The sequence below is a fragment of the Desulfocicer vacuolatum DSM 3385 genome (genome assembly GCF_900176365.1).
Lineage (GTDB): Bacteria > Desulfobacterota > Desulfobacteria > Desulfobacterales > Desulfobacteraceae > Desulfocicer > Desulfocicer vacuolatum.
In genome coordinates, this window is record NZ_FWXY01000030.1 from 20,881 (window position 1) to 42,075 (window position 21,195).

A 21,195-nucleotide genomic window follows, 5' to 3' on the forward strand; every position below is an offset into this window, starting at 1 on the left:
CGGACAGACTGTATTCTGACCCCGGTCAGCCCACAACAAAACTTTAAATACCCCCCTGATTTGCTGAGTGTTTCATATAAACCAACATGGCTGTAATCTTCAGCCACAACGAATATAAGGTCGTAGACGCAGAGCCAAATGGTATTATGCCGCCGCCCCCCGATGGGCAATGGTCCCGGACCGGAACTGTAGACAGCTCAATTGTCCGGTTCCTATTGCCCATCGGGGGGCGGCTCTGCTGAGGGTAGTTGAACACTATCTTTTCATATAACTGCCATGGGCAGGCCGTATTCTGATCCGGCTTTGCCCACAACAAAGCTTGAAATACACCCCTGATGTGAGGAGTATTTCATATAAACCGCCATGGTCAGATCTTATTTTGCTTCTTCCTGGGCCCGCAGATCTTTTCTCAAAATCTTACCCACATTGGACTTTGGCAATTCCTGCCGGAACTCCACTTCAACGGGCAATTTATATTTGGCAAGCTTTGTACCACAATAATCTATGACTTCCCGGGCGGTCATTTCTTCACCGTCTTTAAGAATAACAAAGGCTTTTATGGCCTCTCCACGCTTGGGATGAGGAATACCAATGGTGCAGGCTTCCAGAATCTTAGGATGATCAAACAACACCTCGTCAATATCCCGGGGATACACATTATATCCACCGGAAAGAATCATATCTTTGATGCGGTCAACAATGTAAAAATATCCATCCTCGTCCATTGTGGCCACATCACCGGTCAGCAAAAAACCATCCTCTGTGATGGTTTCTGCCGTGGCTTCAGGTTTGCCAAGGTAGCGCTTCATGACCTGGGGGCCCCGGATGAGCAGCTCTCCGGGCTCTCCCTGGGCCACTTCCCGGGTTTTGTCCTCAAGATCCACAATTTTACACTCTGTGCTGGGAATGGGGACACCGATGCTTCCCTGCTTCCGGGTACCGTGAAAGGGATTTACAAGGGCAACCGGGGTTGACTCGGTCAAGCCAAACCCCTCCACAATGATGGAACCTGTTTTTTCCTGAAAATTGGTAATAACGTCCATGGGAAGGGGGGCACTGCCGGAAAAGCATCCCTTTATAGAACTTAAATCGGTGTTATCCATATCTGGATGGGCCAGCATCCCGATATACATGGTGGGAACCAGGGGGGCAAAGCTGACCTTAAATTTACTGATGGATTCCAGCAGGGGTTCAGGTTGGGGTTTGGGAACCAGCACATTGGTCCAGGCCATGCGGATGGCAAAATTCATGGATACGGACATGCCAAACACATGAAAAAAAGGAAGGGCTCCCAACATGATTTCATCCCCCTCATCAAACCCGGGAAACCATGCTTCCAACTGCTGAATCTGGTAGGAAATATTTCTATGGGTGAGCATGACACCCTTGGATACTCCGGTGGTGCCGCCGGTGTATTGATACATGGCCACATCATCCATTTTAATATCGGCCATGGTGTGGTCCGGGGCGCATCTGGAAATAAAATCTTTAAACTTATGAAGATTCTTTGCCGGAGAAACATCTGCTGCCAATCCTCTTTTTTTGGCAACCAAAGGAAACAAAAGACGCTTGGCAAAGGGAAGGTAATCGCCAATGGAGGTGTACACAATGGTGTTGATTTTGGTTTTTTCCCGGAGTTGAACCATTCGATTGGCCAGAAGATCCAGGGTGATTAAAAACGTGGAATTTGAATCTGTGAACTGGTGCTCAAGCTCCCTGTCGGAATAAAGCGGGTTGTTAAACACTGCAACGGCACCGATTTTAAGAATGGCATAATAAGCCACCACACAGGGAATGACATTGGGAAGCAAGATGGCAACACTGTCTCCCTTTCCAATGCCCTGGTCCTTGAGTGCGGCGGCAAACTTTGCCACCATGTCACTCAATTCCATGAAAGTCAGGGAATACCCCTGGAAAATCAAAGCTGTTTTATCTGGAAACTTTTCCGTGGATAACTCAAGGTATTGGGGGATTAAAATATCCTTGAATTGTAAATTTTCCGGAACGCCTTGATCATAGAACTTCAGCCATTTTTTTTGGGAATACACACTTTGATCAGACAATTTAATCTCCTTTTTGGTTCGCTTTTAAAAAAGAGGTCGTTGACTCTTGCGAATGAATACAGCATGGGTATGACAACATTAAAAATGCAGCAACACAGGCTTGAAAAAGCCCGTCCAGAATTCAGCCAAAAGAGTTTATGAAAAAACGAAACGCCCCTGGTTTTCGTAGTTAAGGGGTTATTGATTTCTCAATAGATTAGGAGGAAAAACAGCCTGGTGTCAAGGAAAAAACAAAACATCGTTCATCTAATTGAATGAAACTTTCCCGCAAGCCCCCGGATTTTTCACCCAGGGGCTTGCAAGCAGATGTGTTTTCAGAATATTTTTTAAAGTTTTTCAATCAATGCAATAATTTCGCCATTATCCGGGAAACGCTTGGCTGCATGTTTTGAAAAAAGGGAGTTGCCGTCCACAACGATCTCATACACCCCACCACCACCCGGTACAAGCTCCGGAGTGACATTAAAAGTATCCTTAATAACCGCTGCCAGACCGGCAGCTCTGGGTTCATAATTTCATGCTGTGCAATAATTGATTTTGATCTCCATGATCTTCTCCTTTTTCTTTGTTTACAATTTTTTTTAATTTTCTTTTAAAAGCGACAAAAGCTCTGAAGCCGACATTTTACCGGCCATGTCACCACCGGCAAGAAGGCCCTGGGCAAGATCTCGTTTTTCCTTGTGAAGTTTCACGATCTGTTCTTCAATGGAGCCCTTGACCACCAGGCGATATACTGTCACCGGCCGGGTCTGCCCCATTCGGTGGGCCCTGTCCGAAGCCTGATCTTCCACAGCGGGGTTCCACCAGGGATCCATGTGAATCACATAATCGGCTGCAGTGAGGTTCAGTCCAAATCCCCCGGCCTTGAGACTGATGAGAAAAAGATCTCCTTCCCCGTTTTGAAAGGCATTGATGCGTGCCTGACGTTCCCTGGCAGATGTGGACCCGTCCAGATATTGGTAGGATATTTTTTTGTCATCCAGAACCCCTCGTAAAATGTTAAGATGTCCCACAAACTGACTGAACACAAGGGCCTTATGCTGATTTGCCAGAAGTTCCGTTACCACATCCCCAAACACCTTGAGCTTTGAGCTCTCAATACCGGCTTTGGGTAAAACAAGGGACGGGTTACAGCACAGCTGACGCAACTTCATCAATTCCGCCAGAATGCGAAGATGTTTCCGGCCCGGGCCTTCATCTGCCTGCTCAATATTTTCCAGGGCCTTTAATCGCTGGGCCTCGTACAGTACCGCCTCTTCAGGACTCATCTCCACATTAAGGGTGATCTCTGTTTTCCGGGGAAGCTCTGTGAGCACATCGCTCTTTAAACGGCGCAAAATAAAAGGACGAATCAGCTTTCTCAATCGCCGGGAAGCATCCTTGTCCTGATCTCTTTCATTGGGAAGGGCAAAGATCTCCTTAAACCGTTTAAAGGTGCCCAAAAGACCGGGATTGAGAAAATTAAAAAGGGTCCACAGCTCGTCCAGATGATTTTCCACCGGGGTACCCGTGGTGATCATGCGAAACCGGGCAGATAATTTCATGGCAGCTCTGGAACGTTTGCTCTTCATGTTTTTGATGGCCTGGGCTTCATCCAGCACCACCACCTGCCACGCCACACCTGCCAGTTTTTCCGCTTCCACCTGGAGAAGTCCGTAACTTGAAATAACCAGATCAAAGGGGCCCAGATCATCCAAAAAAGCCTGGCGATCCCCGGGACCAAACACCAGGGGATTTAATGTGGGGGCAAAATGATGACATTCATCCTGCCAGTTGGCTGCCACGGACAAGGGTGCCACCACCAGCGTGGGTCCTTTTGCGGCATGGAGTAGAATAAGAGACAGGGCCTGGAGGGTTTTACCCAGCCCCATATCGTCGGCCAGGCATGCCCCCACCTGCCAATGGGCCAGCCGGGCCAGCCACTTAAAACCGGTCACCTGATAATCCCGGGGCCGGGCCTGCAAGGTTCCCGGAATCTGCGGGTCCACCACCTTTTTTAATTTATTGCAATGGCTCTTCCAGGCTTTATCTGTCTTTAATGATCCCACCTGACCTGTGAGTTCTTCAATGGCCGGGGCCGCAAGGGGGGTAAAGCGCAGCCCTTTGCCATGAACAGTGGAATAGGCCCTTAACTCCTCCAGCCGTTCCTTTAAAGAGTGGGTAATGGCCAGGAATGTACCATCGTCCAGGGTGACAAAACGGCCCAGGGGACGTTCAAGCAGGGCCATCATTTTTTTCAAATCAATACTCAAATTTTCATCAATCACCACAGACCCCGTGGCCTTGAACCAGTCACGATCCTTTTTAATGTTCAAGGTTATCTCATCAAAGGAGACCCGGGAGCGCACCTGCATTTTTTCTCCCTGGGGCCATGCCAGCACCAGATCTTCCGGGCAGGCTTTCAGATCTAACAAGAGCTCCAGGGCATCTTCAGGTTCCCCCACCAGCCATTCGCCTGCCACAGGTTCAAGAAAATCCAAACTCGGGCAGGCTTCAACAATGGCCTTTTCACGCTTTTTTTCACGCTTAAGATCACGCACGGCCTGGATTTTTTCTCCCTTGATATCCAGAAAAACATGGCTCCCGCCCCTGCCCGGTTTAAAAAAAGACTGGACATCATCCACAGGTTGCACCAGAAATTCCACCTTAATTCCCTGCTGCCAGGGCATCACATGGGCATATATCCTGTCACCGGCTGTTATCTTTTTAATTTTGTCATCCCCGGCATCGCCAAGATCAGAGTTCACCGCCACCAGGGAAGACAAGGCCGTCATGGCCCGGGTGAGTTTTTTCCCGGCCTTTTTCGGTATTTCCACACCCTTATCCCCCATGAGTTCAGCAATTCTTAAATGCGTGTCTGACAAGGAGATGACTTTAAAACGAGAAGGAGTTTCCCTTACCACATGGATATCTTTTTTCACCTCTGAATCAAATTCAGGTTCCATGGAGATATGAATTTTGTTCTCCCGGACCCGAATCCTCACTTCAGGCTCCCCCGGAACCAATTCCACGGGGGTTGTCAGACTCTCTTCAAGAAAAACCAGGGGATGTCCCACAAGCAAGGGAAATGCCCGGGTTTCATCAATGGCGTATTCAATTTTCCCATAATAGCTGTTTCCATAATGGGACTCTTTAATGGCATTAAGGCAAATCTGCCGATCCTGCTCCGTAAGCCCGGGCATACCTGCCGGATTTCTATATAATTTTTTCAAGGCCACGGGCCGACCCTTGGTCCATTTTCCTGTTTTTGATATTTTTTGAAGACGGGGGGTAAGAAAGGAAATATGGTATTGCTCATTGTGCTTCATGACCCACACCAGACGTTGTTCATTTTCCGGCGTGGCCCCATCGTCTGACCCGGCATCTTTGGCGGCCATATGCATCAAGGATTCCAGGATCATTTCCCATCTGGGAACAGCATCTACCATATTCACCAGGCTGGTGGTGCCCGCTTTTTTGTGGAGCTGTCGGGATCGTTTCTCATTGGCAGCCGCATCTTCACCCAGGCAGGCAAGAATACCCGATATTTCTGCTTCAACCCATACATAACCGCATTTGTTTGTTTTTTCCCGTATCTCCTCCAGTTTTGGAATAAAGGGACGAACAATTTCCTTGTCCAGCCACGTCACCGCAAGAATATTAAAAACAGCTTCAATGGGCTCTTTTCCCTCAATGCCGTAATACAAAATCTCCTTATGCCATCTATCCTGAATGCCAAGACGTTGTTTTAATATATATTTCAACGCCTTTAAGGCAGACATGCACAGCGGTTTCTTATTAGACAGTAATGACCCGATGAGATCCAAGGCAATCTCATAATTTAACGGATGGGCGCTTTTTAACAGGGCAAACAGATAAAAAAGCCGGCCATACCCCTTAAAAAAGACTTTACGCCTGGGAGACTCTTTTTTTAAATGATCCAATCCACGTTGGAAATGGTTCAATGCCGATTCCGTATTATCATGGATGAGCGCCATCCATCCCATGAGGGCATCCCGGGAAGGGGTACTTGGGGAATCTGATGCTGAAAGAATTGTGTTACAGGCATCTTGACGACCGGACAACAAGAAAAATTCCAAAAGGATATTTTGCACCCGGGCATGGGGCAGGTCATTTCCTCTCTTGGAAAAGAGTTTTAAACAATGGTCAGCAAGGTCCGGCACAGGTTTCAAATGCCTCCCGGCCTCCATGAAACAATATTCAACGGTTTTCCAGCGAACAGCCGGGGGAATGTTCTGCATAAGTTCAGGATCAAAGGGATAATTAAATAATTGCAGCACAGGGGGCTTTTCCTGGAAAGCCATGGGATATGCCTTTTTTCCAAACGTGTACACCGCATCCATATCCACCAGCTCTTTTGTCCCAAACATGGCCATTTGAAGTGCCCGGAGAAATAACTTGTCCGTTTCAAATCGATATTTGCCATTCCACACAGAAAAAGGGGATGCCTGTAAAAGTGCATGGGCAATTTTTGTAAAATCACGGGCCTTTACAAGTTCCCTTACCACCTGGAAACAAAGGGGTTCCGGCACTTTTACCCCCTTGGTGACAGAAAGGATAAATCCCCGGGATTCAAGATTTGCCAACACCGGACGGATGGTGGCATAGGTGAATCCCTGTTTGTCTTCATCATAAATCCCCAGGGAATCAAGACATGAAAAAAGATATTTTCGCGGAAGAAAATCCACTCCAACGGACAAAATTTCAACCACCCCTTTTTTAACCGGATCAAGCTTTCCATAGGCCGTAAGATAATTCTTCTTATTTTCTTTTTTTGTCATCATAATATATAAGTGTTTAAGAGTTAGATTCATGTTTCATATAACCGCCACGGGTGGAGCGTATTCTGATCCGGTTCCGCCCACAACAAAGCTTGAAATACGCTTCTTATTTGCAGAGTATTTCATATAACGGGCATCTCCTGTGGGACACAACAATTTTTTAAAAACAGGTGAATAATGGCACGAGTTCAAGACAATTACAAGATGTTGGAACAGGCATTAAATGATGCTTATACCATGGACACCCTCAAACCCATGGGAAAACTCATTGGAAAAAAGAAATAGATGAGTACTCCCGGGTAACCGCAGTCAAGGGACAGCGGTCTGCCAAGGGAAGAACCATGACGGCCCCGGCCCGTCGTCGGCCTGTCATCCATGGGGCCCTGGCCTGTCTTGAACCCGGTAAATGGGTGGACTTTGATGAAATGGAACGTTTCATGGTCTCTGAAAATCATACATTTGACATGACAAATCTGGATTGGAAGCTCTATTTTTACGATCCCCAGTACGGCAACCTGGACTATTTTGAAACCTGGCCCCTGCTGCAAACAAGATATTTGCTGATCTATTTTTTTGAATATTGCGCCACCCTGGGTATTTTGGACATTGCCTACACCTACCCTGACAATGCAAGACCTGATTATCAAGGCTGCTGGGGTGCGGAAGAGCTTGAATTTCTAAGCCACTGTGACGGATTAATGCAGTTGAGACTCACAGAACTTGGGGCATATGCCCTGGGTCTTCAAAAGGAATACGGAGCAGCAGACGACCAGAGTTTTGAGCTTCAAGATACCCGTATCATCCACAAGGGCATGGCACCTCCCACCCCTAATCACAGCCTGTTCCTCAATAAAATTGCAGAACCGCAGGCAGGCAACACCTGGGAAATTTCTTTTTTATCCTTGATCAATGCCCTTAAATCCGGAGAAACCTCCCTTAAGGAAATCCGTAAATTCATCACCGACCTTACATCAGCAAAACCCGGTAAAACCTTAAACAAATTATTTAAAGAGGTGGAAAAACGAAGTTCCGCTGTGGTGGAGGAAGGGGAAGTGACCCTGGTGGCCTGTCATCTTGAGGCGCGCAAACAGATATTAACGGATCAGAAACTGGGAAGTCTGTGCATGCCTGCCGGTGATCGACATCTGGTTATTTTACCGGGCAAAAAAGAAAAATTTGCCAAAGGTCTGGAGGCATTGGGCTTTATTCTCGGGGGGGTGTTAATATTCGGGCTAATTTAATGTTTGACCTGTGGCCCATATTCTCGTATTTGGAACTGCGTAGCAATCACTGCCACGGGCACAGACCGATCTGTCCACAACAAAGCTTGAAACACCCCTGATCTGCGGAGTGTTTCATATAAACGGGCATGTCCTGTCGGACACAACAAATATAAAAAATGGTATTATACCGCCGCCCCCCCGACGGGCAATGGGCCCGGACCGGAACTGTAGACAGCTCAATTGTCCGGTTCCTATTGCCCGTCGGGGGGGCGGCTCTGCTGAGGTTACCTTGGAGGCTGCCTTTTCATATAAAAATCGCCACATAAGAGATGATACATGACCCAAAAAACATTTGGAAAAAAACTTATTGAAGCCCTGACAATAGATGAGCTGATACAGCTTCTGGATGGCCTATTGTCTTCAATGGACAAAGCACATATAAGACAAATGCTTTCCAACCTGAACAATGAAAATATTAAAGAGATCACGTCTCAATTGCTTTTATCTGACAAGGTGACCAAGGTTGTTTCAGATAATAAATTTCTCCAGAAGTGGCAAGAATTATGGAAATCATGGGATAAATACGTCTCAGAATTAGGAGATGAAGAAGGGGAATATGCATGCCAGGACAACCATTGGAAAGCACCGTATTTTGACGACACCAATTTTACTGAAAATTTGGAAAACATAGCGGAAAAAATGCTGCCTTTTTTGGATAGAATCAGTCAAATGCAATATAAAGAGACAGACCTATTTAAAGAGGCTCTACAAGAAGTTGAGTCAGGTATCATGGACTATCCGGAATGGATGGGGGCAGAATACTCAGGCTGTTATTTCAGCGAATATGTAACAGAATGTGTGGTTAAATGGGCATGGCTTAATGCTGACTCAGTGGAAACATTTTTAAACGATTTAATTGAAATTGAAGATAGTTTCAATATTATCAACCTGGATGAGCAGGGCTACATTAATTGCTTTAATGAACTTTCTGAAAAAGTTGAAAAAGAGATTTATGATTACATAACTAAAAATAAAAACATCCCTGCCTGGAAAGAACGCCTGCATGACAAATATTGCATATGGCATCAATTGTATCATAATTTTTCAAGTCGTTTTGATCACACTTCCTACCTTGAGACCTGCCGTAACATGTTTCACAAAAACTGGGAATACGGCATCTCACTGATTGAAGATTGTCTGGATAATGACAAGCTGGTAGAAGCTGAAGAGCTGTCCCGGCAAACAATTAACAGCTTTCTTGGCAGAGAAGCAAAAAAACCGTGGAACCCAGAAACATCGCTTTTAATTTCTGAGCTGAAATCCTTTTATAACTCGCCCAATCGTAGCATAATTGAGTTGATGAAAACCTGGATGGACATTACAGATAAAATCAATATGCCATCAAAGGTAAATGCCCTGAAACTCCAAATTGTAACCTACGAGAACACTTATGAGTGGGATAAGGTTGTCAGTGTCATTGAAAAAATTGACAATTCATCTGTATCTGGATTAATCGAAGAATGGAAAGTATTTTGTACTCACAGTGCAAATTATCAATCAAAAAATTACTGGGTTAAATGCTTAATGGACGCAACTCTTGACAAAAACAAAAATTCATCCTGGTTTTTTAAAAAAATCAAGGAGTGGTTGACAACTTTGTCTGATAACCCCAAAGAATTGATGAGCCAAAAAACAAATCTGTTTGCATTGACCTTTGATATTGCTGAACTTTCCGATTTAATGAAAAAATATCCGTCACTATTTAAGGCCATATATCATCCTTTGAAAGAAAATCCGCAAAATCCTTCCATATTAAAATGGCTAAAAAAAACAGATGGAGCAGCCCTTGCACCTTTGTTAAAGATTTTTTGGAAAAAACACCTGCTTAATTTTTTACCAGATCCTGTGAATGTTGATAAAGCAAATTATAACGCACATGCTAAATGGTTAGCCGCCCTTAAAGAAGCTAATCCCAAAGAATATCAAACCATTCTAACCCAATGGAAGAAAAAGCATCACAGAAGACGAAATCTTTGGAAGGCCATTCAAGAAGCAGGTATATAAGGGAAAAAAATGAATCACGCGCTACACAACAAGATCGTATCCTTTATCTGGTCCATTACCGATGACTGGCTTAGAGATATTTATGTCCAGAGTAAATACCGGGATGTGATATTGCCCATGATGGTATTTTTCCAATGTCGATGCCCAACAACTAAGCCCCATCATTGATACGGCTGCCAACCGATTTAATAAAGACCTTGGGTTGGAAGATGGAGACAAGGCAGACTTTAAAATAAAGGCCGTAAATATTCGGTCAGCACCCCATCTTTACCTGTTTTGGCCTGCTCAAATAGTATGCTACGCAGTCCCAAACAGGCAAATATGGGGCACTGCTCAAACATTTACATTACCATTACTAAAGGCCAAGCAATTCGTTAAAATATACGGGCAGATGGCATCCATCATGCCCTATGAAATAAAACCGAAAAAGGCTCATTATTTCCTTTCCGTTTTTTTATAGTAATAGTATCTTGCAGTGTCATCAAGATTGATTCAAAAAAACTAAAATTTGATCAACAAAAGGAGGCAATCAATGAGTGACACAACATCAACAACTGACATTGATTTTTCGCTCACCCCGGTGGGTCATGTGGAAAACACCATCTCAGAAATGACCTTCAGCCCCCATGGAGAGGACACCCCGGAAGAGAGAAAACGTCAGGTTGAAAAACACCGGGAAGAGACCCGGAACACCGTCAGCACCCTTAATATTCTACCCCGGTTTGAAGAACTCCTGGACGGCATTGAAGATTTTTCCCACATTGTGGTTATCTACTGGCCCCATAAGCTTTCTCCCGAAGATCGACAGATTAAAAAAGTTCATCCCATGGGACGAAAAGATATCCCCTTAAAAGGCATCTTCTCCACCCGGAGCCCGGCCCGGCCCAACCCGTTGCTCATCTCCACGGTGCGCCTGCTTAAACGAGATAAAAACCAACTCCGGGTAAAGGGTCTTGAAGCCTTAAACGGCAGCCCCATCATGGATATAAAGCCCACAACAAAGCACTTTGACGGCGGAGAAGACCAGACATTTCCAGACTGGATAAAGGAACTCAACCAGGACATGACAGACAAGAAATAGGACCCAGACAGATGACCCGCGTGAGCCATTTCATCCCAGCCCCCCTGAAAAAGAATCTCCCTGTGGCAGCCCTCATTGCCGCAGTTTTGCTGTGGGGAACCTCTTTTTCCACCATGCGCACAGCCCTTATGGTCCTGGATACCTGGAGCCTCATATGGCTGCGCATGGTCATTGGGCTTATCTGCATCCTGCCCCTGCTGCCAAAAATATCCACCCGGGCCTATCAAAGAGGGGACTGGAAGATCCTCGTTCCCACGGTGATGCTCCAGCCATGTCTCTATTTTTTCCTGGAATCCAGGGCCTTGATGCTCACCACCTCTTCCCAGGTGGGCATCATCTCCTCCTTTAATCCCCTGATGGTCACCTTTGGGGCCTGGCTGTTTCTGTCCGAAAGAATCACCTGGCAAAACTGGGCAGGACTTTTTCTTTCCATGTCAGGTGTGGTGGTGTTGACACTTTTTGAGGGCTCCCAGAACAATGCCGTCAACCCCGTCCTTGGAAATTTTCTGGAACTTTGCGCCATGACTGCGGCAGCAGCCAACATGATTTTAATAAAACAGCTTTCCAGCCGCTACAACCCCTGGACCCTCACTGCCATGCAACTCATGGCAGGCACCCTTTTCTTTTTACCCGGAATAAAATTCATTGTCCAGGCCCCCGGTGATATCTGGACATTTAAATTAATCATGACCCTTTTGTTCCTTGGTTCATGCGTCTCCCTTGCAGCCTTTGGGTTTTACAACTGGGGCATGAGCAAGGTCAATGCATCCCGGGCCGCCTCCTTTATTAATCTGATCCCGGTGACAGCCATCATCATGGGATGGTTGCTGCTGGGGGAATCTTTAAACCCAATCCAATGTGCAGCAGTCGTTGTTGTCATTGCCGGGGTTATCCTAGGTCAAAATAAAGCAAAAAAACATGGTCACACCGGGAAAATGGCTGTGGGCCCCAGGGCTCTTTAACCACCATGGCAAAACCCATCAAATTAAGATCGGCCCGGCGGACCGATTAAAATCAAAAAAAGAATTGGTTGATTTTAAACAGATAAAAGGCAGCGGCAATTAAAAGGCTGTACACAATCAAGGTGGAAAAAAGAGAAGGAGCCCAGAACTTTAAAGCCGTTCCGGTGTAGTTATTGGGCCGGGGAAGCCCACCCGAGGACCAGGAAAGGGAATGAATTTCATCCATGACAAGGTGGGTAATTCCACCTGCAAACACAGCAACACCGGCGGCTGTGGCCATGTGCTGTCCAGATGGACTGAAAAGAAAATAGGCAAATATCCCGCATAGCATAACAAAGGGAATACTGTGAAAAATCCCCCTGTGAACGGTTATTTTTTTAACAAGTCCGCTGACAATATAATGAATCACCCCATAGGCCAGAACAAAATAGCAGATGAGAAATTCCGGAGTTAATGGATGGTATTGTTCCATGAACCTCAACATAAAGGCAGGGGCAATCAAGGAAAGCACTGCAGATAAAATGGCCAGGGGTTTTCCGGTATCACTGTCCAGATCCGGCAAAATGCCCCCGACGGTGCACAAAAGACACACGGCAGCCAGCTGAATTTTATCCAGATATCCCGGGAAAAGCAGAAAATGTCCTCCAGACAGGATCACCCCTGTTACAAGCCCCCCCCGGACATGGGCATCAAAACTTGACATAGCACTCCAATGAAAATCCACAATCAAATTTGATGGCCCTGTAAAAAATCGGTCCATGTTTTTTGCCACAACACATGCGGGATTAGACCTTATTTGGCCGCACCGGGTTGTGGCCAAGAAATAGACCTTGGGCTTTTCACAAAACCATCAAATCTGAAAATCCTTAAAAAACGGCATTCCCCACCTGATATACTCCCACGGCAAGGCAAAAGGCAAGGGCTGTGTTAAACATCACACTAAAGGCTGCCCACCGCCATGAAGTCTCTTTGCTGATCACCGCCACGGTGACAAAACAGGGGGCGTATAACAGCACAAACACCATGAGGGCCAGGGCACCCACCGGGGACCACATGGGATCGCCAAGAAGACGCTTACCCAGGGATGCAGAGTCGTCGGCATCCACTGCCCCCAGGGAATACACCGTTCCCAGGGAAGAGACAATCACCTCTTTGGCTGCAAAGCCGCCCAAAAGCGCAATGTTGGTGCGCCAGTCAAAACCGGCCAGCCGGGTCACAGGTTCAAAAAAGGAGCCCACCCTGCCTGCAAAGGAGTATCTCAAAGCAGCCTGATTTTCCATATTTTCAATATCCACCAGGGCCTGCTGCAGCTGTTGTTTTTGGGAGGGAGAAGCAATCATCTCAGCCTCAACAGCCTTTTGCCGGGCCTGGAACTGCGATGACAGGTCATGGGGCACTCCGGGGAATGTCATGGAGGCCCAGATCAATATGGAGATTCCCAATATCACGGTGCCTGCTTTTTTCATGTATTGCCAGGCCCGTTCCCAGGTGTGTATTAAAACCCCCCTGAGGGTGGGCATGCGGTAGGGTGGCAGCTCCATGACAAAGGGGGTGGCCTCTCCCCGGATCACGGTGGAGCGCAGCAATTTTGCCACCACCAGGGCCACAGCCCAGCTCACCAGGGTCATGCCAAACATCACACCTGCGGCATTGTGGGGGAAAAAAGCAGCTGAAAGCAATAAAAACACCGGCACTTTGGCCCCGCAATTCATAAACGGCGCCGTTAAGATGGTGGCCAGCTTCTCCTTGGGACTTCTCAGGGTTCTTGCCGCCATCACACCGGGTACGGCACATCCACCGGGAATACCGCCGGAGATAATAAAGGGCATGAGGGAAGCCCCATGGAGTCCGAATATTCGAAACACCCGGTCCATCATATAGGCCATGCGAGCCATGTATCCCACATCTTCCAGGATGGTGATGGCCATGAACATCACCATGATCAAGGGAACAAATCCCATGACACCGCCCACACCGCCGATGATGCCGTCCACCACCAGAGATTGTAAAAAACCGGCAGGGATAACGGCCACAGCCACCATGGCCAGCCATTCAAAAAAAGCCTCCACCCAACCCATGGGAATTTCTCCAATGGGAAAGGTGATCTGGAAAATACCGTAAAGGGTAGCAAGCATAATAATTGGTCCCAGAAATCGACTGGTGAGGACCCTGTCAATATTGTCGGAGAGATTAATACGATCCCCTGTGGTATCCCGTTTTACCACCCCCTGCTTCATCATGGCGGCAATGTGCCCATAGCGGTAATCCGCAATAATGGCATCGGGAGCCATATCCATGTTTTTAAGACACCGGGTTCTGGTTTTTTCTGCCAGCTTCAGCAGGCGGTGGTGGCAGGATTCAAGGAATGTTTCCCCCATGGCAATGATCTGCTCATCTTCTTCAAGATATTTTAAACCAATCCAGCGGGCCGGAAAACGATGGGTCAAAAAATTATTTTTTGCAATGATCTCTTCCATCTCCCGGAGGACAGGGTCCAGCAATGAGCCATAAGAAATATGCAAGGGCTTCCAGGGATCTTCTTTCTCCCGGATAAAGGCAATGGTCTGCTGGATGAGTTCATGCTTGCCAGCACCGGTGCGGGCCACGGTCTCCACCACAGGAAGGCCCAACAGGGTTGAAAGCATGTCCACATCAATGGTTTTACCCTGTTTTTTCACGGCATCCATCATGTTCAGGGCAAGGACCATGGGGGCACCCAACTCCATGAACTGGATGGAAAGATACAAATTTCTTTCAAGGCTTGTGGCATCAAGGATGTTAATGACCACCTGGGGACGTTCATCCACAATAAAATCACGGGCCACCAGCTCCTCCGGGGAGTAGGCGGTGAGGGAGTAGGTGCCGGGAAGATCCACCACATCCATGAGAACCTCCCCCGACTTTACGGTGCCGGAGCGTTTTTCCACAGTGACCCCGGGATAATTTCCCACATGCTGCCGGGCACCGGTGAGGGCATTGAACATGGTGGTTTTTCCACAATTGGGGTTCCCTGCCAGTGCCGCCGTAATGTGCTGTGCCATTTTCAATCCTCCTGGATCTCCACTGAGATGTGGTCTGCTTCATTGTTTCTAAGGGTGATGGTGAAATCCATGATGCGAAGGGCCACAGGATCTTTTAACGGGGCCCGGCCCACCACGCGGACCTCTGTGTTGGGCACCAGGCCCATATCCCTGATCCTGCGTCCAAGCTCCCCTGTGGCCCGCACCGAACGGATCATTCCCGTCTGATTCAATTGCATTTTTCTTAAATTAATGATGGCTGACATTCACTCTCTCCATATTTTTATTATGCCCCATGGATGGCTGGGGACCATGGGTACAATTGCCTGCCTTGCTGCAACCTGTGCAGGAAATGCAGCCTTTATTCCCGGGCATAAAATGCCGAATCATATAAATAAATGCAGCCACAACAATGACTGCTGTCAAACCCATGTCAACATATTCCATACGGACCTCCCATAAAACGCCGGGCTGTTTTTCGCCTTGAAAAAAATAACCATTAAATATCCGGTCAAAGGGTTAATGCAAGGAATTTACTTTTATGCAACCCGTGTTGCCATTCTTTACCCCGGCACTTCAAAATACCCAAAATGTTCTCACAGTATACCACAATGTGAGATTGATGTTTTCAAATAAGCAAAATCATACAGGAAAGAAAATCAATGTCAACGAAAAATGTTAGCTAAGACTAACTTTTTTCATATGACCCGCCATGGACAAATTTAACTTTGCCCCACGGTTTGCTTGAAACAAATATTTAAAAAGACCTCAGCAGGGGCTCACCTGAATGCTGTCTGCTTCATTTTTTCGAATAATGAGATGATATCCCCGGACGGCCACATTCATATCTCCGGTCATGGTATCAATGTTTTCCACCAGAAAAAGACTGCCCGGAGTCACCCCCATGGTTTCCAGGCGGGTGTGGATCAAAGTGTCCTCTTCCACCTTTATCAGCCTCGCCTTATGGGTTTCTTTGATATTTGTCAAAGACAGTGTGTCTTTGGAAAGCATGCTGCACTGGCCCGGGGTGTGAATAAATCGACCCACGCACTTTTCCTTTTCTCCCTGGCACAGGTTGCCATTGAAATTATTGTCGCAAAAACGTTTAAATCCTGAAATCCACTCTTTTCCGCTGCGGGGACAAATCTGGGCAAATTCAACCAATCGGATAATTCGTTCCAGCACTTCAGGGGGAACGGTGTGCTCCATCCGGCAGGCGGCATTTTCTGCTTTTTCATTGTTGTCCAGGCAAAGTATATCAACCAAAAAGGTTTTCATCACTTCATGTCGGCGGATGATATCCAGGGCAGCAGTTTCCCCCTTGTCAGTCAAGGTAATGACATCATAGGGGGTGTAATTAACATACCCTTTTTTGGAAAGATTTTTTAAAGCACTGGTGACAGAAGGATTTTGAACACTTAAACGTGTGGCAATATCCTTTACCCGCACAGCTTTTTTCTCATGGATAATGTTATAAATGGTTTCAAGATAGTCTTCCAGGCTTGCGGTCAACGAATCTGGATTGGGCATAATATCTCCTGATGCATGCATTTGTACATGGTTCCGGTGTTCAAAATAGAACGCGTTCCAGGGAAGGTATCTATTACCGGAAATTTTGTCAACTTGGTTACAAGGAACAAAGAAACGCCATGCATGCTGATTTCCGATAAATATTTTAAAGAGTTACCTTCCCAAACAGGATCAGGGTTTTATGCCGTTTAAAATCAAATGTGTTATCTGTTCTGCGGTTTCGTCCGTGGAAATGGCTTCGTTAAAGAGAACTCTGTTAAGGCAGGCATGTTCAATGGCACCGAAAATGGTATGACGAATCAGGGAAGTGGAGATGTCCTGTCTTATTTCACCGGTCTCTATTCCCTCATGGATGATATCCAGTAAAATTTTATTAAATTGCCGCACCAGGCCATAGACATCACTTTGAAAATATTCGTCGGAATTTCTCACCTCAAGCAATATAATTCTGGCAAATACCCGGTGGGTTGCATACCCGTCAATACTGGACCAGATCACCTTGGCAAGTTTATTTAATGCACCGGACACCCCTTTGAGGTCCCGATCAATCTGATCCAGGAAATAGGCGTAATACTCTTCAAGAACATGGTGGAGCAATTGACGTTTGTCTTTGAAATATTTGTAAATCAACCCCTCTGTGACCCCTGCGGTGGTGGCAATCTCAGAAATGGTGATGGTGGAAAAATTACGATCTTCAAGAAGGGTTCTCATGGCATTGATGATTTTTGTTTTGCCGGGTGGGGGGGTACTTTTTTTTTCCATAAATTTTTTTCTGGGAATTCTTTTTTTCCATAATCACGTTTTAATGCCAGGCCCGGCATTTTTCCGGGGGTCACAGGTTCACACCTTGAATGAATGCACATACAGGTAAATAACATTTACCTGAACACACAGAGGAATGTCAAGGTACAATATTCACGCCCGGCTTTTTATTGGCCGGCTCTTTTATCCCATATATCCATCAATCGTTGTGGCAGCGTATTCTGCCATGCGGATTTTTTTATGTGAAAGGGCGCAGTTCGATGTTAAAGCGGGGGATCAATTCTGCTTTTTGGTCACCATAACAAAGCATATCTTGATATTGCTTTTTGATGTCCATTGGACTATTAGTCATATATTATGATGAACAATAACCGTAAAGATCCACTTCTCTGGAAAAAAAAAGCCACTGCCTTTGTGATCCGATCCCATCGGCAACTGTGGGGCAGAAACAATGAAGACCCCTTAGCATTCTTGTTCCGGATGGGCCTATCCAATGCCACCATCAAAACCCTTTATCTGGGATGGAACAAATTTGGACAGGAGAGGCACTGGAACAAATGGGGAATTCAAGAACCCCATGGACAAAATCTCTCTGGAAAAAAGGATTGTTTCCTCCTTGCTGCGGGTATTATTTTCCCCCACATCATTGAAAAAGAGTTAAAATCCATCTGGATACATCCCATGCATCCCGAGGGACAAATATCCATGGTACCGGGCAGTGCCCCGGGACCTGTTTTGCTTGGAGATGTAAAGAAACCTGTTGTCACCACCACAAGTCTGTTCAAAGGACTTTGCCTTTTCCAGGATCACAAAGATACACTTTGTGTGAAAATCGTGCTTCCCGAATCACGTCCAAAGGCCCACACCTCTTTTTAAAAGATAAAGATTCATGGAAAAAAGCAAAATAGAAAATAAAACAAGCAATCTCATTTTACGTATGGTAATGTTTACCAATCTTTCATTGGTTCTTCCTCACTTCCTTCGGAGCCTTCCCAAAGAAGAACCTTTATGATTTTTTTAATCTTGCCCGGAGCTGCTGAATTTTTCGGGTCACTCAGGCAATGCTTGAGGTTTAAGGGGGTCCGCAATTTTCAATCTACCGTTTATTCGGGGTCTCATTCATGAAAAATAATAACCAGAGCTTGTTAAGTGGTAAATCAATAAGGTCTGACTCCCTAATAAAAAACAATTAATCACATGACGTCCATATCCATATTAACAGACTGCACATCCATCTGAGTTTGGCCAAGGTATTGCCTTATGCAATCAACTTACAAAGAACTGGAAAAAAAAATCAGGGCACTGGAAAAAGAAATCGCCAGTGTAAAGTTACAAAACCTGGAATTGAACAAAAAAAGTCTGATACATGAAACCATATTTTCAAACCTCCCTCTGTTCATAATGATTATCGATTTCCAGGGCAATGTGGAAGATATGAGCGCTCTGCTACTTAAATCTACAGGGCTCAACCTGGAAAAAGAGAACCCCATCAAAGGCGGAGAGCTCCTTAAGTGTATCCATCACCAGGATAATCCAGAAGGATGCGGTTTTGGTCCCCATTGTAAAACATGTGAAATTCGCCGAACAATTCAGAATACAATAAATACGGGAGAATCCCATTATAAAGTTGAAGCAGAGCTGATATCCTTTGATCGTATAATTGGGAAAAGAATTCTGCTTCTATCCACAGCCTTGTTAAAACAGTCTGACAAAAAAATAGTTGTCTTAATTGAAGATATCACCGAACAAAAAAAATTTGAAACAGCTTTGACAGAGCAAACCGATTTTCTGAACGCCTTGATCGAAACAATATCCAATCCAATTTTTTATAAAAATTCAGATGGACGATATACCGGATGCAACAAATCCTTTGAAAATTTCACCGGCATGAAACGATCTGACATCATAGGTAAAACAGTTTATGAAATTGGCCCCAAAAAACTGGCTCATAAGTATCATCAAAAAGATCAACAACTTTTTGAAAATCCGGGGACCCAGCATTATGAATGGAAAATAGGAACACCCGGCGGTAAGATCAGAGACGTTATTTTTGACAAAGCAACCCTCCATGACGTAAACGGCAATGTCACCGGTTTGGTGGGTGTGATCTCCGACATAACTGAACGCAAACATGCAGAAGACCTTATTCGTAAGCTTTCCCAAATGCTCATGCAGGCCCAGGAAAGAGAACGACAAATGATCTCCTGTGAACTCCACGACAGCATCGCCCAAAATCTCTCCACTTTAAAACTATATTTTGCCAGAATACTTGTCGACCAACCATCCCTGGCTGAAAAGCTCAGAGAACAACGGGCAGATATCTCCCAGCTGATAGACCAGATTATAATGGATGTTAGAAATCTGGCCTATGATTTGAGACCCCCCAGTCTGGATCATCTGGGGCTTGTCCACGCCCTTGAGGTGTTTTGTGAAGAGTTTGCCGCAAAAAATAAAATAGATGTTAATTTTCATGCAGTGGGAATAGATGGAATAACAATCTCCCCAGAGATGGAGATCAATCTATATCGCCTGGTCCATGAAGCGTTGAGTAATGTACAAAAACATGCCTCTGCCACCAGAGTTGTCATAAAATTTGTGGGCGCATATCCCCATATTATCCTTAGAATTGAGGATAATGGAAAAGGTTTTGACCTAAAGGATAGGGAGCGCTCCATGATCAATGAAAAACGCATGGGAATCTGGAGCATGAAAGAAAGGGCAAACCTTCTCCAGGGACGGATGGATATCCATTCGCAGTTAAACCGGGGCACTAAAATAGTAATCAAACTGCTTTTAAAGGATAAGAAAAAATGGATGGGAAAAAACAGATTATAATAATTGATGATCATCCCATGTTCAGGGAAGGTATCAAATCGGTCATACAGAGTGATGATAAATATGAAGTCGTAGGTGAAGCAGGAAGTGCCGCACAGGGACTCAAATTGATAAAAAAATTCAAGGTGGACCTGGCTGTGGTTGATATTTCCCTGCCGGATTTAAGCGGCTTTGAACTTATCCAGAGTATCCACCGTTATTCTACAGATATACGGACTATAGTGGTGAGCATGCATTCCAAAGTGGACTATGTCGTTAAAGCCTTTCAGGCAGGGGCCCTTGGTTATCTTACCAAGGATGCCGCTGTAGAAAGACTTATAAAAGGAATTGAGCACACTTTAAGGGGAGAATATTTTCTGGACAGTTCTGTGTCCGAGCAGGTGATAAAAAAACTGCTTCAACGCCCCGACAACAAAAAAGCGCCAGTATCTCAAGGATATGATGCATTGACCACCAGGGAACAGGAAATAATGGTTTTGGTTACCAATGGAATGTCCTCTAAAGAAATTGCAGACAGACTCTACATCAGCCCTAAAACCGTTGAAAATCACCGTTCAAAAATAATGCGAAAGCTGAATGTAAATAATGTCATAGACCTGGTCAAACATGCTGCAAAAATAGGTCTTGTGGATCTGGATCTTTGGAAAGAGTAGTGGTATTTTTTGCGTTTTTTTTTAATACCTCCGGGAAATTCTCCCGGACATTCGGGATATTTTCCCGGACAGGAATTTTCCCCGGTAAAAATGAGTTCCCCCACCTATTTACAAAAAGAATAAATCCCCTAACCTGGACAAGCCAGAACCAAAAAGGTTTTGTTGAATCACCATTCGCGGTATAATGATTCCCATAACATACAAATGCGAAAGGAGGTCAA

Annotated in this window: 15 protein-coding genes and 1 pseudogene; 7 read left to right on the forward strand and 9 right to left on the reverse strand. The window is 45.6% G+C overall.

Translation table 11 applies throughout. From position 1 onward, the window contains the following. Positions 1 to 374 precede the first annotated feature (374 nt). From B9A32_RS18770 to B9A32_RS18780, 3 genes and pseudogenes are all read right to left on the reverse strand, one after another. A complete protein-coding gene (locus tag B9A32_RS18770) occupies positions 375 to 2,063 on the reverse strand; it encodes a long-chain-fatty-acid--CoA ligase (protein ID WP_084071501.1) in 1,689 nt (562 codons plus the stop codon). 326 nt (positions 2,064 to 2,389) lie between these two features. After that, positions 2,390 to 2,566 (reverse strand): annotated as a pseudogene (locus B9A32_RS18775) (Rdx family protein); the annotation flags it as partial. A 78-nt stretch (positions 2,567 to 2,644) separates the two neighbouring features. Continuing rightward, positions 2,645 to 6,847 carry a DEAD/DEAH box helicase gene (locus B9A32_RS18780; protein WP_084071503.1) on the reverse strand — a complete coding sequence of 1,401 codons (4,203 nt, stop codon included), beginning with the start codon at positions 6,845 to 6,847 and terminating at the stop codon, positions 2,645 to 2,647. Between the two features lie 338 nt (positions 6,848 to 7,185). On the opposite strand from B9A32_RS18780, the gene B9A32_RS18785 reads away from it, so the two are divergent. From B9A32_RS18785 to B9A32_RS18805, 4 genes are all read left to right on the forward strand, one after another. Continuing rightward, complete coding sequence (locus B9A32_RS18785) at positions 7,186 to 8,085, forward strand: hypothetical protein (RefSeq protein WP_084071504.1); 900 nt, start codon at positions 7,186 to 7,188, stop codon at positions 8,083 to 8,085. A gap of 318 nt (positions 8,086 to 8,403) precedes the next feature. After that, complete coding sequence (locus B9A32_RS18790; RefSeq protein WP_084071505.1) at positions 8,404 to 10,131, forward strand: hypothetical protein; 1,728 nt, start codon at positions 8,404 to 8,406, stop codon at positions 10,129 to 10,131. Between the two features lie 532 nt (positions 10,132 to 10,663). Continuing rightward, positions 10,664 to 11,212 carry a tRNA (N6-threonylcarbamoyladenosine(37)-N6)-methyltransferase TrmO gene (gene tsaA / locus B9A32_RS18800; RefSeq protein ID WP_084071507.1) on the forward strand — a complete coding sequence of 183 codons (549 nt, stop codon included), beginning with the start codon at positions 10,664 to 10,666 and terminating at the stop codon, positions 11,210 to 11,212. An 11-nt stretch (positions 11,213 to 11,223) separates the two neighbouring features. Further along, entirely contained in the window at positions 11,224 to 12,174 is a 951-nt protein-coding gene (locus tag B9A32_RS18805) for a DMT family transporter (RefSeq protein WP_084071508.1), read from the forward strand. A 52-nt stretch (positions 12,175 to 12,226) separates the two neighbouring features. On the opposite strand, the gene B9A32_RS18810 is transcribed toward B9A32_RS18805, so the two are convergent. The 6 genes from B9A32_RS18810 to B9A32_RS18835 form a co-directional block, all read right to left on the reverse strand. Further along, positions 12,227 to 12,877, reverse strand: a complete 651-nt coding sequence (locus tag B9A32_RS18810; RefSeq protein WP_170923905.1) for a metal-dependent hydrolase — start codon at positions 12,875 to 12,877, stop codon at positions 12,227 to 12,229. 163 nt (positions 12,878 to 13,040) lie between these two features. Continuing rightward, complete coding sequence (gene feoB / locus B9A32_RS18815) at positions 13,041 to 15,215, reverse strand: ferrous iron transport protein B (protein WP_084071510.1); 2,175 nt, start codon at positions 15,213 to 15,215, stop codon at positions 13,041 to 13,043. A gap of 2 nt (positions 15,216 to 15,217) precedes the next feature. Then, the gene (locus tag B9A32_RS18820; RefSeq protein ID WP_084071511.1) at positions 15,218 to 15,460 is read right to left on the reverse strand and encodes a FeoA family protein; all 243 of its coding nucleotides are present in this window, start codon (positions 15,458 to 15,460) and stop codon (positions 15,218 to 15,220) included. Further along, a complete protein-coding gene (locus B9A32_RS18825; protein ID WP_084071512.1) occupies positions 15,444 to 15,641 on the reverse strand; it encodes a hypothetical protein in 198 nt (65 codons plus the stop codon). The genes B9A32_RS18820 and B9A32_RS18825 overlap by 17 nt, the downstream gene beginning before the upstream one ends. A gap of 321 nt (positions 15,642 to 15,962) precedes the next feature. Then, positions 15,963 to 16,724, reverse strand: coding sequence for a metal-dependent transcriptional regulator (locus B9A32_RS18830; protein WP_170923906.1), 762 nt, complete (start codon positions 16,722 to 16,724; stop codon positions 15,963 to 15,965). Between the two features lie 171 nt (positions 16,725 to 16,895). Further along, entirely contained in the window at positions 16,896 to 17,486 is a 591-nt protein-coding gene (locus B9A32_RS18835) for a TetR/AcrR family transcriptional regulator (RefSeq protein WP_084071514.1), read from the reverse strand. A 357-nt stretch (positions 17,487 to 17,843) separates the two neighbouring features. Here B9A32_RS18835 and B9A32_RS18840 point away from each other — a divergent pair, with 357 nt between their 5' ends. The 3 genes from B9A32_RS18840 (at position 17,844) to B9A32_RS18850 (ending at position 20,974) form a co-directional block, all read left to right on the forward strand. Beyond that, positions 17,844 to 18,362, forward strand: coding sequence for a hypothetical protein (locus B9A32_RS18840; RefSeq protein ID WP_084071515.1), 519 nt, complete (start codon positions 17,844 to 17,846; stop codon positions 18,360 to 18,362). A 384-nt stretch (positions 18,363 to 18,746) separates the two neighbouring features. Next, on the forward strand, positions 18,747 to 20,321 hold the full coding sequence (locus tag B9A32_RS18845) for a sensor histidine kinase (RefSeq protein WP_084071516.1): 1,575 nt from the start codon (positions 18,747 to 18,749) through the stop codon (positions 20,319 to 20,321). Further along, on the forward strand, positions 20,297 to 20,974 hold the full coding sequence (locus B9A32_RS18850) for a response regulator (protein ID WP_084071517.1): 678 nt from the start codon (positions 20,297 to 20,299) through the stop codon (positions 20,972 to 20,974). The genes B9A32_RS18845 and B9A32_RS18850 overlap by 25 nt, the downstream gene beginning before the upstream one ends. Positions 20,975 to 21,195: the final 221 nt, after the last annotated feature.